Origin of the sequence: Pinirhizobacter sp. (genome assembly GCF_035317885.1) — a bacterium.
In the GTDB taxonomy this organism is placed as follows: Bacteria; Pseudomonadota; Gammaproteobacteria; order Xanthomonadales; family Rhodanobacteraceae; genus Pinirhizobacter.
The window spans coordinates 1-13,187 of record NZ_DATHFX010000421.1 but is presented as its reverse complement, the minus strand read 5'-3'; the positions used below and the strand labels follow the sequence as shown (position 1 = coordinate 13,187).

The 13,187-nt window shown below is 64.0% G+C and carries 11 protein-coding genes; 4 read left to right on the top strand and 7 right to left on the bottom strand.

Going from position 1 to position 13,187, the window contains the following annotated elements:
- Together VK519_RS13870 and VK519_RS13865 are read right to left on the bottom strand one after the other, a co-directional pair.
- The coding region (locus VK519_RS13870; RefSeq protein ID WP_324350721.1) for an acetyl-CoA carboxylase biotin carboxylase subunit at positions 1-1,510 on the bottom strand (1,510 nt) is incomplete at its 3' end.
- Entirely contained in the window at positions 1,492-2,712 is a 1,221-nt protein-coding gene (locus VK519_RS13865) for a CaiB/BaiF CoA transferase family protein (protein ID WP_324350719.1), read from the bottom strand. The genes VK519_RS13865 and VK519_RS13870, both read right to left, overlap by 19 nt.
- Positions 2,713-2,830: 118 nt before the next feature.
- Between VK519_RS13865 and VK519_RS13860 the strand changes: the two genes are divergently transcribed.
- Positions 2,831-3,640, top strand: coding sequence for an IclR family transcriptional regulator (locus VK519_RS13860; RefSeq protein WP_324350717.1), 810 nt, complete (start codon positions 2,831-2,833; stop codon positions 3,638-3,640).
- Between the two features lie 4 nt (positions 3,641-3,644).
- On the top strand, positions 3,645-4,079 hold the full coding sequence (locus VK519_RS13855) for a PaaI family thioesterase (RefSeq protein ID WP_324350715.1): 435 nt from the start codon (positions 3,645-3,647) through the stop codon (positions 4,077-4,079).
- On the opposite strand, the gene VK519_RS13850 is transcribed toward VK519_RS13855, so the two are convergent.
- The 5 genes from VK519_RS13850 to VK519_RS13830 form a co-directional block, all read right to left on the bottom strand.
- The gene (locus VK519_RS13850) at positions 4,039-4,917 is read right to left on the bottom strand and encodes an alpha/beta fold hydrolase (RefSeq protein ID WP_324350713.1); all 879 of its coding nucleotides are present in this window, start codon (positions 4,915-4,917) and stop codon (positions 4,039-4,041) included. The two genes, VK519_RS13855 and VK519_RS13850, sit on opposite strands and share 41 nt — an antisense overlap.
- A gap of 6 nt (positions 4,918-4,923) precedes the next feature.
- Positions 4,924-6,285, bottom strand: a complete 1,362-nt coding sequence (locus tag VK519_RS13845; RefSeq protein ID WP_324350711.1) for an MFS transporter — start codon at positions 6,283-6,285, stop codon at positions 4,924-4,926.
- A gap of 29 nt (positions 6,286-6,314) precedes the next feature.
- The gene (locus VK519_RS13840) at positions 6,315-7,646 is read right to left on the bottom strand and encodes a carbohydrate porin (RefSeq protein ID WP_324350708.1); all 1,332 of its coding nucleotides are present in this window, start codon (positions 7,644-7,646) and stop codon (positions 6,315-6,317) included.
- Positions 7,647-7,790: 144 nt separating this feature from the next.
- Positions 7,791-8,945: an FAS1-like dehydratase domain-containing protein gene (locus VK519_RS13835; RefSeq protein ID WP_324350706.1), complete on the bottom strand. Its 1,155-nt coding sequence runs from the start codon at positions 8,943-8,945 to the stop codon at positions 7,791-7,793.
- 27 nt (positions 8,946-8,972) lie between these two features.
- Complete coding sequence (locus VK519_RS13830) at positions 8,973-10,532, bottom strand: acetate--CoA ligase (RefSeq protein ID WP_324350704.1); 1,560 nt, start codon at positions 10,530-10,532, stop codon at positions 8,973-8,975.
- Positions 10,533-10,660: 128 nt separating this feature from the next.
- Here VK519_RS13830 and VK519_RS13825 point away from each other — a divergent pair, with 128 nt between their 5' ends.
- Together VK519_RS13825 and VK519_RS13820 are read left to right on the top strand one after the other, a co-directional pair.
- Positions 10,661-11,839, top strand: coding sequence for a CaiB/BaiF CoA transferase family protein (locus VK519_RS13825; protein WP_324350703.1), 1,179 nt, complete (start codon positions 10,661-10,663; stop codon positions 11,837-11,839).
- The coding region (locus tag VK519_RS13820; protein WP_324350701.1) for a carboxyl transferase domain-containing protein at positions 11,836-13,187 on the top strand (1,352 nt) is incomplete at its 3' end. The genes VK519_RS13825 and VK519_RS13820, both read left to right, overlap by 4 nt.

The window sequence follows — 13,187 nt, the reverse complement described above, 5'->3', positions numbered from 1 at the left end:
CCACCGACCGCTTCCCGCTTCCCTCCACGCGCCAGCCATCCACCACACCCCACGGTGAGAAAGGATCTCCATCGGTCGGCGCCCCGCGGTCCTCCTCATCGAGCAAAACCGCCACGACCGCGGCGAACAACGTGGCGGCCGCGGGCTGGGTATCACCAACCAGGAATTCATCAAGGTGGCGGTCCAGGTATCCGGTATCGATCCGTCCCTCCACCACCGCCGGATGGCTGGCCAGCCGTTCAAGGAAGGCAATATTCGACTTCGGCCCGGTAATGCGGCACTGCGCCAGCGCGCTGCGCAACCGCTGCAGTGCCCGCGGCCGGTCGACATCGAAGACGATCAACTTGGCGATCATCGGGTCGTAGAAAATGGTGACGGTGTCGCCCTGCACCACACCGCCGTCCAGGCGTACATGCGTCGATGGCGCAGGCAGGCACAGGCGCTGCAAGCGCCCCGAACCCGGCAGGAAATTCTTCTCGGGATCCTCGGCATACAGGCGCACTTCAATGGCGTGCCCCTGCGCCTTGATGTCCCCTTGCGCCAGGGGCAAAGGTTCACCGGAGGCTACGCGCAATTGCCACTCCACCAGGTCCAGGCCCAACGTCATCTCGGTGACGGGGTGCTCCACCTGAAGCCGCGTATTCATCTCCATGAAGAAAAACTCACCCGTGGGCGCCACGATGAACTCCACCGTACCCGCGCCAACGTAATCCACCGCGCGCGCCGCCGCCACGGCGGCCTCGCCCATCGCCGCGCGGCGCGCATCGTCAAGGAAGGGCGAGGGTGTTTCCTCCAGCACCTTCTGGTAGCGGCGTTGGGCCGAGCATTCACGCTCGTTCAAGTGGATGACATGGCCCTGGGTGTCGCCGAACACCTGGAACTCGATATGGCGCGGATGGTCCACGTAACGCTCGAGGATCACCCGCTCGTCGCCGAAAGCGTTGGCCGCTTCCCGCCGCGCCGACGCCAGCGCCTCGTCGAACCCGGACGCCTCGCGCACGATGCGCATGCCCTTGCCACCACCACCCGACGCCGCCTTGATCATCAACGGAAATCCCGTCGTGGCAGCCTGTTCGGCAAGGTGGGCAGGTTCCTGGTTCTCGCCGTGATACCCCGGCACCAGCGGCACCTCATGCGTCTGCATCAGGGCTTTGGCAGCTGCCTTCGAACCCATCGCATCGATCGTCGTGGCGCGCGGTCCGATGAAGACGATGCCGGCCGCCTCGCAAGCGCGCGCAAAATCCGCGTTCTCGGACAGGAACCCGTAACCTGGATGGATCGCCTGCGCGCCCGTGCGCCTTGCAACCTCCAGGATGGCATCGCCGCGCAAGTACGACTCCGCCGGCCGCGGCCCACCGATCGGCCACGCCTCATCGGCCAGCCGCACATGCTGTGCACCTGCATCGGCTTCGGAGTAAACCGCCACCGTATGAATGCCCAAACGCCGGCAGGTGCGGATCACGCGACAGGCGATCTCGCCCCGGTTGGCGATCAGGATGCGGTCGAACATGGAGTTTCCTGGTTGATGATGCCCGCATCGCGCAGTGCCTGGATCCGTTCCTCGTCCAGGCCCAGCATGCTGGCGAGCACCTCGGCGGTGTCCTGGCCCAGCGCCCGGGGCACCTGCAGCGGAGTGCGCTCGACACCGGCGAAGCGGATAGGGCTACGCACCATCTCGATCTCACCGAGCTGCGGATGGTGGGCCGTGCCTACCATGCCGCGGGCCAATGTATTGGGTTGCCGTAGGGCCTCGCCCACGCTCAACACCGGCGCATGGGGCACGTCAAACTGGGCGAAGCGTGCTTCCCATTCGGCCGTGGTGCGAAGCACGGTGCGCTCCTGGACGATCGCGTCGATCTCGTCGCGATGCGCCAGCCGCCCTGCGTATTCCTTGAACCGTTCGTCCTGCAGCAGGTCCTCGCGCTCGATGGCCCGCGTGAGGTTCTGCCAGAAGTTACTGGTAAGGCAGGCGATGATCATGCGGCCGTCCGCCGTGGGGAACGAGCCATAAGGCACGATGTTCGGGTGGCTGGAGCCCACCGGCGGCGGCGACTTTCCGGTTACGAAGAATATCTGCGCGAGGTATCCCAGCAGCCCTGTCATGCCGTCCAGCATGGAGATATCGACGAAGCTGCCCTTGCCGGTGCGCGAACGCTCATGCAACGCGGTAAGGATGCCGATGGCGCCGTTGATGCCGCCGATCATGTCACCCATCGGCAGGCCAAGCTTGGTGACCGTCTCGCCAGGTTCGGCATTCACGCTGATCACGCCGGAGAGCGCCTGCACCACGATGTCGAACGCCGGCCGGTCGCGGAAAGGCCCTTCGGCGCCAAAGCCACTGATGGCGCAATACACCAGGGAGGGATTTTGCGCGGACAGCGCCTCGTACCCCAGGCCCATCTGCTCCATCACGCCAGGCCGGAAATTCTCCACCACCACATCGCAGTGCCGGGCCAGGTCGCGCGCGATGCCGCGGCCCTCCTCCGTGGCCAGGTCCAGCACGATACTTTTCTTGTTGCGGTTGAGCGCGGTGAAGTAATGACTAAGCTCGCCCCGGAAGGGCGGGAAGTGGCGGGTGTCGTCGCCGCCGCGGGGGGATTCGATCTTGATGATCTCCGCGCCCTGGTCGGCCAGGGTCAGCGTAGCGAAGGGGCCGGACAAAACCCTGGTGAAGTCCAGGATCTTTACATCACTCAGGGGGCCAAAGGACATCTGCCACTCCAGATACTATGGATACTCACTGCCGAATTAGTTAATCTCTGGATCGAGCCATTGTCAATACGCACTGCAAGTTGTATATAGACAACAGTAACGTTCGAGGACTACCCGCTTGAAAGCCAAACCCGTCCCGGTAAAGCCCGAACCCGACCGTCCGGCAACCCCGGAACGCCGTATCCGGCAGGTACCGGCGGTAGAGCGCGCCGTGGCCATCCTGCGCTTGCTGGGCCGTAGCGACCAGCCGATGGGCGTGAACCAGGTGGCGCGTTCACTGGAGCTTATTCCCAGCACCTGCCTGCACATCCTGCGCATCCTGGTGGATGAAGAACTGGTGGCCGTCGACCCTGTCACCAAGCACTACCGCCTGGACGTCGGCATCCTTCCACTGGCGCGCAATGTGATGCGCCGCAACCGCTTCAACGAATTGATCCAGCCCTCGCTGGACAGCGTAGCCGAACGCTTTGCTGTCACGGCGGTCGGCGTGCAGGTCACCACCGCGCGCCATATGGTGGTGGTGGCCATTTCCCGCGCCGAACCGTTCCGTTTCCAGGTGGACATCGGCAGCCGCTTTCCTGCGCTCCTCAGCGCTACAGGCCGTTGTTACGCTGCCTTCGGTGGCCAGACCTGGCCGGAACTGGAAGTACAGTTCAAGGCGGTGCGCTGGGAAAATCCCCCGTCATTCGCCGCGTGGCGCGCGGAAGTGGAAGAAGTGCGCCAGCGCGGCTACAGCATCGATGAGGGCTCTTACCTCGGTGGCGTCACCGTGGTGTCGACGCCCGTGTTCAACGCGCGCGAGGTGATGTCGCACGCCATCGTGGCCGTGGGCATGCAGTCGCAGCTTCGGCACACCATGGTGCAGGACATGATTGCCGAGATGCGCCAGGCTGCGGCGTTCGCCACCACTCAGCTCGGCGGAGCCTGACACCATGACCGACCCCGCCACCGACGGCTGGAAGGAACGCGAAGGCAAGGGTTTCATGGCCTCCGTCGGCCCGCTATGGTCCAGGCGCGAAGGCGACGGGTGGGCCTATGGCCTGGTGGCCCGCGACACCCACGTCAACGCCACCGGCGTGGTACACGGCGGCCTGCTGATGTCGCTGGCCGACCAGGCCATGAGCCTGCTCGTGTGGGAGGCCATGGAGCGCAAGCCCTGCGTCACCATCCAGCTCGACACCCAGTTCCTGTCAGCCGCACGCCCGGGTGACTTCATCCAGGCTCGCGGCCAGGTGATCCGCAAGACACGCAGCCTGGTGTTCGTGCAAGGCACGCTGGAAGTCAACGGCGAACCGGTGGTGGCAGCCACCGGCATATGGAAGGCGCTTAATCATCCACCGGCAGCCGCCTCTGCAGGAAATCGATAACGCTGCGACCGAAGATGTCGTTGCGATCGCCGGCCACCATGTGGCTTGCGCCGGTGATGTTCACATATTCCGCATGCGGGCAAAGCGCCAGCAGCTCCTGCGCGCCTTCTTCCGTGAGCACATCGGAAAGACCGCCCCGCACCAGCAAGGTAGGCAGCTCAAGATGGCGGGCAGCATGGCGCATCCGCTCCTGCCGACGGGCAAGATCAAGCCGACGGCTGCGAAAGCGTGGATCCCAATGCCAGTGATAACGCCCATCGTCGCCCAGGCGAATGTTCTTGGCCAGGCCAGTAAGGTTCTTCGGTTGAGGTCGATGCGGCTGGTAGGCGGCGATGGCGGCGGCGACGTCTTCGAGCGTGGCAAAACCATCGGCGTGCTGGTTCATGAAGCCGATCACCTTGTCCACGCCCTCCTGCGCCAGTCGCGGTCCGGTGTCCACCAGCGCCAGCGCCGCGGCGTCGACTTGGCCCTCGCCCACCGCCAGCAGACTGGTGCCGCCACCCATGGATGCGCCGATCAGTACGGGCCGCGCGCGTACATAGGATCTCAGGATGGCGCGCAGATCCTCGAGCATCAGCTCCTGTCCGTAGCTGCCGTCCGGCGCCCAGTCTGAATCGCCATGCCCACGCGCATCGAATGCGAGCGCGTGGTAACCCGCATCGGCCAGCGCCTTGCCTGTGCCGCGCCAGGCATGGCGCGTCTGACCCGCGCCATGCAATAGCACTACCAGGGGACCGCGAGGATCGCCCCAGGTATCACCGGCAAGCCGGATGCCGGCAGCGCCGTCCCAGTAGCGCATGGGACGCGGCGTACCCGGCAGCCGCTTGCCCGCGCTCATGGAGCGCTAGCTCCGCACCTTGTTCTCGATCTCTTCAAGCGACTGCTTCCTGGTTTCGACACCCCAGATCGCCACGCATAGCGCCGCAATCAGGAAAATCAGGGTAATGATGAAGAACACGAACTTCGGCCCGTAGTTCTTCAGGATGAACACCACGAGGAACGGGCTGAAGATGGTAAAGAACCGTCCTACCGTATTGGTCACGCCACACCCGCGCAGGCGCAGCCGCGTGGGAAACAGTTCCGATACATAGGTACCAAAGCCGATGGCGTTATAGCAATACATGCTGGTCATCAGCAGGAAACCCAGCGCCACCAGCACGTGGATGTTGCTCTGCACCGCATAGACATAACCCAGCACCGCGCTTGTCACCGCGAACACTACCGTGGTCCATTTCCGGCTGAAGCGATCGGCAACGAAGATGCCGATCAGCGAACCCACCGGCCCACCCAGGCTGATCACCGCCACGTAGCCCAGGGAGCTGGAGAGATTAATACCCTGCTTGACGAAAATGCTCGGCAGCCACGAGATGTACACGTACAACGCCGTGACCATGGCGATGAAGATCATGCATGCGGTGAACGTGCGCGCGAGCATCGGTGGCCGGAACAGTTCCATCAGCGAGCCGCCGTCCGGCTCTACGCGTGGACCTTGCTCGATCACCGGCGGCAGCGGCGCCTTGCGGTCTTCTTCCACTTCGCGTTCGATGCCCTCCAGTACCTCCAGTGCCTCGGCCTGGCGCCCACGCGTTTCCAGCCAGCGCGGCGATTCGGGCAGGGATTTGCGCATATACCACACGATCATCGCCCCCACGCCCACCAGGCCGAACATGTAGCGCCAGCCCAGGTGGGGAATCACCCAATAACCCAGCAGCGAGGCCACCGCGAACGAGGAATTGTTGATCAGCGACAACCCGGCCTGCCAGCGGCCGCGCGAGCGGGCCGGCACGAACTCCGCCAGGGCTCCAAAGCCGATCACGATCTCCGCGCCAAGGCCGATACCCATCACCACGCGCAGCGCGATCAACACCTCCATGTTGGGTGCGAACGCCGCGCCCAGCGATGCCAGGCCGAAGATCATAAGGTTGAACTGGTAGGAGAATTTCCGCCCCCAATGATCGCCCAGCAATCCCGCGCTGAATGCGCCGATCACCAGCCCCACCACCGTTCCGGAAATGAACATCGCGTTCTTGTCGATGTCCGAGAAACCCTCCTGCACCATCGCCGCCAGCACGCCGCCGGTGAGGTAGATGTCGAAGGTATCCAGGAACATCCCCAGGCCAATCAACCAGAGGATCTTGTGGTGGAAGCGGGCGATGGGAAGGCGGTCCAGGCGTGCACCAATGGCCGCGCCAGCGTGGATGTTCATATCGTGCCTCATTTGAGTCGTGTCCAGCATCAGAAGTTCACCACCAGCTGCGTGCCGAACACCCAGGCATTGGGCAGGTTCTTGTGGGTGAACGCTCCCGGCTGCACCACGTATTGCACATTCGGGTTGATCAGCAGCCACGGCGCCAGGCGCAGGCCGTAGCCCAGTTCGTAGTCCGTCTCGCCGTACTGGCCATAGGCCTGGAGCGTATCGTCCAACTGCTCCAGGCGGCCGGTTGTCGCCAGCGAGTTCACGGCCGTTTGTTCGGCCACGCCGCGCGAGCGGTCGTTGACATGGGCGTGGCCCACGCCAAAGTCGATGTAATCGGTGGGACGGCGCGCCCATGGGCCTTGCACGATCACGCCGAAGTTGTAGAACTGCGGCACCGGCGACGTACGGCTATCGCCCACCACCCCTTCCATGAAGCCGATCAGGCCGCGCTTGGTGCCGGGCTCGAAACTCACCAGGGTCTGGTTGGCCATCACGTATTCACCGTATCGGCCGTGGCGGTTCTCAGTCGGGCGGGCTATGTCAGGCCAGGTGGACGTCTCGTAGTACCCACCGAACTTGTAGTCACCGGCCAACTTGTCCGGTCCGAACTTCGGTTGCCAACCCACTTCGAACTGCCCGATCGCGCCGTCGGAGCTGCCCAGGCTCATGTCAAAGCCATGGTCGGGCGTGAGGTAGTCGTAGTTCACGGCATACACGCCGCCTTCCACATACAGGGTCGGCCGCACCCAGGCTCGCAGGTCGCCGCCCCAGTGGCCATCGGGGTACACGCTGCTCCCGCTATTCAGGAACAACGGATTGGCGTGCCCGCAAAAGGCGAAGTTCTGGAAGTCGCACAGCGGGGTGACCATGTTGTCGAAGTCATTTCCCGCCGGCAGGAAGCCCACCTTCAGGATGTACTTGCCCTCGGCGAAGCGCTGCTCCACCGAAAGCTCGCTCAGGCGAAAATTCTGCCCCGAGCCGTAGTTGGATTGCACTTCCAACTCGTTGCCGATGTTCCGCTGCGACGTACCCGGCCCCTCACGGTCATCCAGCTTGAAATGGATATAGCCGCCGTGCCATCCGGTGAGCTTGTCCATGTCGAAATCAAGGCCGCCGTAATACTGCTGGGCCACGCCGCCGCCCTGGCGGTTGCCGCCATGGAACAGACGGGCATATTCATTGAGCACGGCGACGAACGGCGTGATGCCGTCGTCCTGGAGCTTCGTGCGCACGCCGCCCCAGTCACCGGTCATCTTCGGCTGGGAAAACCACCCGGTGTCCTGGGCATGCGCCGACCATGGCGCCATCGTCGCACCCACGGCAAGCGTGAGTACCAGCGCCGGCATGGCGCTGCGGGAAATACTTGGCATGACTTACCCCCTCCTGGCAAAAGGACCCGTCGAACATGTGATGTCTCATCGTTCGGAGGGCTTTTGCCGAGGGGGATATATGAGCTTGACAGCGGCTCGTCTCGAAACCTGGCCCTTCCCGTTTAATTTCAACCGCAATGCCCGTTACCGCTTGAGCAGTTCCACCACGCCGGTACCCAACACGGAAAGCTCGCCGTCCTGGTTGTGCGCTTCCTGTTCGATCTCCACCAGGTGGCGACCGTCCTCGATGTATTTGCGTTTCACCTTGCCTTTGATGAACACCATGTCGCCCTCCGGGTTGTGGCGGCGGATCTTGCTGGTGGCGCGACGCAGGAAGCCGTCATCGCCCATCCAGTTGGTCATGTGATGGGTAAGCCAGGAGCAGCGCTCCGGGCCGTAGTCGTAGGCACCCGGTGCGCCCACGCGATGCGCGAATTCCTCGTCCCAGTGCACGCGCTCGGGGCAGTCGGGTACGCCGAACCGGTTCTTGATGCCCAGGCCCGGATGCGCGGACGACTGCTGCCAGGCCAGGCGATTGGCGCGGATGTAAAGGCCGCCCCAACCCTGCGCATAAGCGATGAAGCCGGTCACCGTCATCGGGCCCTTGAGCATCGTCGGCAGTTCTTCGCCTTCGGTGACGTCGTCCCAATAGCGCACCGTGGCGCCCTGTACCTTCTCGTTCGCATACAGCTTGAACGCCTCCTGCAATTCTTCGTCGGAATAACGGCGAAGAGCGCGCTCGCGGACATGCGTGTACTTGCTGCCCTTATCGCGGGCGTGGTCGCGCTCGGTGCGGAAGCACCAGCTGTCGGCCTCGGCAAGCAGGTCGCCGTCCTGGTTGTAGAAATCCACGTGGTATATCTGCTGGATCGAACGGCCGGCGAAGCGCGTCTGGTGTTCCACCAGGTCCTTAAGCCACGCCTGGGTGGTGATCACGTCGTTGCGGCGGATCGGCTTGTGCCAGGTCCAGTCCGCGCCCGACCACATGGCATGCACGCCCGGCAGGCCACCCACATAGCCACTGACAATGCGGCTGGTGCTGAACAGGAACGAGGGCAGCGCAATGACATCGCCGTACTTCGTCTTCGCCGCATACGCCGGATCGCACCACAGCGGATTGGCATCACCGATGCCGTGCGCGTAGTGGCGGATGCCGTCGCGCGTGGCCTCGTAGTTCCACGGCTCGGCCGTGTCGGTAATCTTTACACCGATGCGCTTGCGAAGATCGTCCAGGCCTTCCTGGGTAATCTTCGGGAACTCGTCGTAAGTTTCTTCCGTGGTCTGTACCTGGGACTGCATAAAGCTCTCCATCTGGCTTGCCTGGTATCAGGCAGCGGGCTGTTGTGCGGCGGATTCGCGGTCCCGAAGTACCTTCCGGTTGACCTTGCCTGCCGGCGTCTTGGGAAGCTCGTCGACGAAAGCGACGACGCGCGGGTATTCGTGCTGGCTCAGGCGCTCGCGAACGAGGTCCTGGATTTCCCTGGTAAAGGCTTCGTCGGCGGCGCGTTCGGTCACCAGGAAAGCCTTTACCACCTGACCGCGCGTGGGATCGGGCACGCCGATGGCGGCGGCCTCGAGCACGTCGGGATGCTTCAGCATGGCGTTCTCGATCTCGAACGCGCTCATGGTCCAACCGGCCGAGATGATCACGTCATCGGCGCGGCCACCATGGTAGAAATAACCATCGGCATCGATGCGGGCGAGGTCCTTGGTAGGGAACCAGCCGTCTTTGCGCCAGACCATCAGTTCGCCGATGGCTTCCGGCTTGGTCAGTGAACCATCCGGGTTGTGCACTTCGATTCGCGCGCCGGGCACGGCTTTGCCCAGCGACCCCGCCTTCACCAAATAGTCTTTCGCGCCCGGGTAGTTCACCAGGATCACACCGATCTCGGTGGTGCCGTACATGCTGCATGCCGGTGTATGGAAGGTCTCTTCCACGAATTGCAGTGTCTCCGGGTCAATCGGCTCGCCGGTATAGGTGAGCTTCTCTACCTCGAAGTGGTATTGGTCGGCCACACCGGAATTCTTCATCATGCGGTAATGCGTGGCGGCGGCCGACAGGTTGGTGATGCGGTAATCCTGCAGCGCCTTCATCAACCGCTCCGCATTGAACTTGCCGGCGTAGGTGCCCGTGGTAATACCCAGCGCCAGCGGTGCCAGGGTGCCGTGCCACATGCCGTGGCCCCAGGCGGGCGACGATGGACAGAAGAAGCGATCGCCGGGGCGCAAGCCCGTTCCATACAGCGCCGCCACCATCAGCGTCACGATCGAGCGATGCGTGTGGCGCACGGCATCGGGCAACTCCCGCGTGGTGCCGGAGGTGTACTGGTACGCCGCCATATCCGAACTACGCGTGTTCACTTCGAAGGTTGCTGGATAGGTGCCCAGTTCGATCATGAAATCTTCGTCGGCCACCACTACGCCCACACCATCGATGCCGTGGGCCATCGACGCGGTGCTGGGCTGCGTCAACAGGATCTTCGGCTTGCAATCCTCCACGCGAAGGCGAAGACCATCGGGACCGAACAGCGTGAACAGCGGCACGGCGATGGCGCCGGCCTTCATCGCACCGAACATCCCGGCGTAGAAGGCGAGCGAGGGATCCACCATGATCGCCACCGCATCGCCCGGCTGTACGCCACAGCCCTGCAGGAAGTACGCGAACTGGGAAGACGCCGTCGCAATCGCCTTGAACGAAAGTGCCTCGTCGCGGCCATCGGCATGCGCGATGCGTACGGCGATGGCGTCGGTCACCGCGTGGCGGTCGATGCATTCGTGGGCGATGTTGAGGCTTTCGCGATCGCCGTCGAACAGGTCCCACAGTTTGTCGGGCGAGAAATGCCGCTGGACGTCCGCGTAGGAAGTAAAGCTGGTCAGCTGGGTCAACGCCATGCTCCATGAAGGGAAAGCGACGCGCTTGTCGCTGGCGACCCCTGCAGTTAAGCTCGCTCTCGAAGTGTTGTCAATATGACTATGCCATTGCGTAGATACAATAGCTTCCGATCGGAGGGACGATGACATACGAACGTGAGGTAGGTGGCCAGGACGGCTGGGGGGCGCTGCAGCACCTGCGCGTACTGGACCTTTCCGCGCTTCTGCCAGGGCCGTTTGCCACGCAGATCCTCGCCGACCTCGGCGCCGATGTGATCAAGGTGGAACCTCCGCGCGGGGACAACGCACGCCACATGCCGATGGAAATGTTCCGGATGACCAACCGGAACAAGCGCAGCATCAGCCTGGATTTAAAGCATCCGGACTCACGAGCGGCGATCGTTGCGCTGGCGCAATGGGCCGATGTGGTGGTGGAGGGATTCCGGCCTGGGGTTGCCGCACGCCTTGGCGTTTCGTGGGCGCAGTTGGCGCAGATCAACGAGCGGCTGGTGTATTGCTCCATCTCCGGCTACGGGCAAAGCGGACCGTCCGAGCAAATGCCCGGGCATGACCTCAACTACATGGCGGCGGGCGGCACGCTATCGCTGAAGGGGCGTTGGCTTGACACCAGGCCCGCGCGGTCGGGATTGCCGGTGTCGGACGTGGCCGGTAGCAGTTACGCCGCAATTTCCATCCTGGCAGCGTTGCTCAAACGCGACCGCGACGGCAAGGGTAGCTACATCGATATCGCGCTGGCCGATGCCGCGCTGTCGTTCACCGCCCTGCGCCGCGGGCTGGATATCGACGATCCGGAACGCTTGCACCTGTACCCCACCAACGACCTGTTCGAAACCGCGGATGGCCGGACCATCGTGCTGGGGTTGGTGGAAGAAGTGTTCTGGCAGAACTTCCGGCGGCTGGTGGGCGTGGAAGTGCCCGCGCTCAATGACCCTCGCTTTGATGACGAGACCTCGCGGCGACGGCATGGCGATGAGTTGAGCTTGCTGATGGCCGATGTCGTTCGCCAGCGCACGAGCCAGCAGTGGCTGGACCTGTTGCTGCCGCATGACGTGCCGGTGCAGCTCGTGCTTAGCCCTCGCGAAGCGGCCGATAGCGCCCAGGCGGTGCACCGGGGACTGGTTCGCGATATTGATGGCGAGCGGCATATTCCTTTCCCCGCCGTCGTGGACGGCAAGGCCGCCGGAGCGTCGCGCAGCGCGGCGCCGGGCAAAGGCCAGCATGGGCGGGAGATCCTGCAGGAACTGGGTTTGGAAGAAGACGTACTGCGCGCTGCGCTGGCTACCGGGAATGTGAAGGCATGAGTGTGATCACCACGAAGCTCGACGTGCGTTCGGAGGAATTCGCCGCGGCGAGTGATCGCATGCAGGGCCTGGTCGACGACCTGCGCACGCAACTGGTTCGCGTGGCCGGCGGCGGTGGCGCCAAGGCGCGGGAGAAACACGAAGCCCGCGGCAAACTGCTGCCCCGCGAACGCATTCGCGCGCTGCTGGATCCCGGCTCGCCATTCCTCGAGCTCTCACCCCTGGCCGCGTACGGCATGTACGACGATGCCGCGCCCGCGGCGGGCCTGGTCACCGGCATCGGCCGCGTGCACGGCACCGAGGTGCTGGTGGTGGCCAACGATGCCACGGTCAAGGGCGGCACCTATTTCCCGATCACGGTGAAAAAGCACCTGCGCGCGCAGGAAGTGGCGCTGGAGAACCACCTGCCCTGCGTCTACCTGGTGGACTCGGGCGGTGCCTTCCTGCCGCTGCAGGATGAAGTGTTCCCCGACCGCGAACACTTCGGCCGCATCTTCTACAACCAGGCGCGGATGAGCGCGCTGGGCATCGCCCAGGTCGCGGTGGTGATGGGCTCGTGCACCGCCGGCGGTGCCTACGTGCCGGCGATGAGCGACGAGACCATCATCGTGCGCGAACAGGGCACCATCTTCCTGGGCGGCCCACCGCTGGTGAAGGCCGCCACCGGCGAGGTCGTGGATGCCGAGGCGCTCGGCGGCGCCGACGTGCACACGGCGGTCTCCGGCGTCGCCGATCACTTCGCCGAGAACGACGCCCATGCGCTGTCCATCGCCCGCGACGTGATCGCCAGCCTCAACCGGCGTAAACAGGTGCGCCTGGCGGTACGGGAACCGGCCGAGCCGCGTTATCCCGCCAGCGAACTCTATGGCGTGATCCCCGCCGATACGCGCCGCCCGTTCGACATCCGCGAACTGATCGCCCGCATCGTCGACGGCTCGGAGTTCCATGAATTCAAGGCACGCTACGGCAAGACGCTGGTCACCGGCTTCGCCCACATCCACGGCTATCCGGTGGGTATCGTCGCCAACAACGGCATCCTGTTCGCCGAATCGGCGCTCAAGGGCGCGCACTTCATCGAGCTGTGCAACCAGCGCAACGTGCCGCTGGTGTTCCTGCAGAACATCACCGGCTTCATGGTGGGCCGCAAGTACGAGAACGCCGGCATCGCCAAGGACGGGGCCAAGATGGTCACCGCGGTGGCGTGTTCGCACGTGCCCAAGTTCACCGTGGTGGTGGGCGGCAGCTTCGGCGCCGGCAACTACGCCATGTGCGGCCGTGCCTACGGTGGCCGTTTCCTGTGGATGTGGCCCAACGCACGCATCAGCGTGATGGGCGGCGAACAGGCAGC